The organism is Delftia sp. ZNC0008 (assembly GCF_000799035.1).
In the GTDB taxonomy this organism is placed as follows: Bacteria; Pseudomonadota; Gammaproteobacteria; order Burkholderiales; family Burkholderiaceae_C; genus Comamonas; species Comamonas tsuruhatensis.
Map to the genome: position 1 here is coordinate 1 of NZ_JTKZ01000544.1, position 1,771 is coordinate 1,771.

Sequence of the window (1,771 nt, forward strand, 5' to 3'; positions counted from 1 at the left end):
TGGAGACCCTGCCCATGCCGCTGGACGGCATTGCCGATGCGCTGGACCGGGGCACGCTGGACATCGCCATCGGCTTTCTGCCGGGTGGCACGCGGACCCGGCAGACCGTGCTGCTGTCCGACCACTACGGCGTGCTGCTGCGCAGCGGCCACCCCGCGCTGGCGCACCTGCCCGAAGACGCGCCACTGGCGCTGGCCACGCTGCGCCAGCTGGATTTCGCGGCCGTGCGCTCGCATTCGGAGACGCTGCGCATCCTGCAGGCGCTGCGGCTCGATGAGCGCATCCGCCTGTCGGCCGCGCATTTCATGGCCGTGCCCTCCATCGTGGGCAAGACCGACCTGGCGGTGATCATGCCGGCCGAGATCGCGGCCGGCTTTGTCGAGCGCGGCGGCTATGCGGTGCGCGATGCCGACCTGCCCGATCACCGCTTCGACGTGTCGCTGCACTGGAGCTGGCGCTTCGAACAGGAACCGGCCAAGCGCTGGCTGCGCGAACTGGTCTGCGAGCTGTTCCAGCAGCCCCGGCACCGCGAGGCCGCCGCGCCCTGAAGGGCCGGTCGTCACGGGCATGACTTGCGGGCCTGCCGACTCAGTTTCGTCTAAGAAACCGGCGCCAGACTGGTCCCTGCGCCGACAAGGGCACGCGGCCGGCCCCGCCGAAGATGGGCACCGGCCTGTTTCATCCACTCTCCAGGAAAGACTCACCATGCAACTCAAGGACAAGGTCGCCTTCATCACCGGCTCGGCCAGCGGCATCGGCAAGGAGATCGCCACGCTGTTCGCCAGCGAGGGCGCGCGCATCGTCATTGCCGACCTCAACAAGGAGGCAGCCGACGCCACGGCGGCCGAGCTGCGCGCCACGGGAGCGCAGGCCATGGGCGTGGCCGTGGACGTGACCGACGAGGCCCAGGTCAACGCCTCGGTCGAGGAGGCCGCCCGGGCCTTCGGCGGCATCGACATCCTGGTCAGCAATGCCGGGATACAGATCGTGCATCCGGTGGAGGAATTCAGCTTTGCCGACTGGAAGAAGATGCTGGCCATCCACCTGGACGGCGCCTTCCTCACCACGCGCGCCTGCCTCAAGCACATGTATGCGCAGGGCCGCGGCGGCAGCGTGATCTACATGGGATCGGTGCACTCCAAGGAGGCCTCGCTGCTCAAGGCGCCCTATGTCACGGCCAAGCACGGCCTGATCGGGCTGGCCAAGACCGTGGCCAAGGAAGGCGCCAAGCACGGCGTGCGCGCCAATGTGATCTGCCCGGGCTTCGTGCGCACGCCGCTGGTGGACAAGCAGATTCCCGAGCAGGCCCGCACGCTGGGCATCAGCGAGGACGAGGTCATCAAGAACGTGATGCTCAAGGAAACCGTGGACGGCGAGTTCACCACCACCGAGGACGTGGCCCGCGTGGCCCTGCTCTTCGCGGGCTTTCCCAGCAATGCGCTGACCGGCCAGTCGCTGGTGGTCAGCCACGGCTGGTTCATGCAGTAAGTCGCCAATCGGCTCTTCTCGGGCTCTTCTCTGGCCCTCAATCGGCCTTCAGGCCCAGCGCCCGGGTCACAGCCGCATAGCGGTCGATGTCGGCCGCGATCAGCGCCTGGAATTGGCCCGGTGTCTGCCGCGCCAGGGTGTAGCCCTGGTCGCGCAAGCCAGCGCTGACGGCGGGATCGGCCAGCGCCTGCTCCAGCGTGTCATGCAATGCCTGCACCGTGGCCCGGGGCGTGGCGGCAGGTGCCAGCAGGCCATGCCACTGCTCCACCGCAAAGCCACGCGG

General features: G+C 68.5%; 3 protein-coding genes. 2 read left to right on the forward strand and 1 reads right to left on the reverse strand.

Annotated elements, in window-relative coordinates:
- Window positions 1-548, forward strand: a 548-nt coding sequence (locus L995_RS18185; protein WP_047472885.1) for a LysR substrate-binding domain-containing protein, incomplete at its 5' end; no start/stop codon positions are given.
- A gap of 157 nt (window positions 549-705) precedes the next feature.
- Complete coding sequence (locus L995_RS18190; protein WP_012203473.1) at window positions 706-1,488, forward strand: 3-hydroxybutyrate dehydrogenase; 783 nt, start codon at window positions 706-708, stop codon at window positions 1,486-1,488.
- 37 nt (window positions 1,489-1,525) lie between these two features.
- Here the strand turns inward: L995_RS18190 and L995_RS18195 are convergent.
- Window positions 1,526-1,771, reverse strand: a 246-nt coding sequence (locus L995_RS18195; RefSeq protein WP_047472886.1) for a tripartite tricarboxylate transporter substrate-binding protein, incomplete at its 5' end; no start/stop codon positions are given.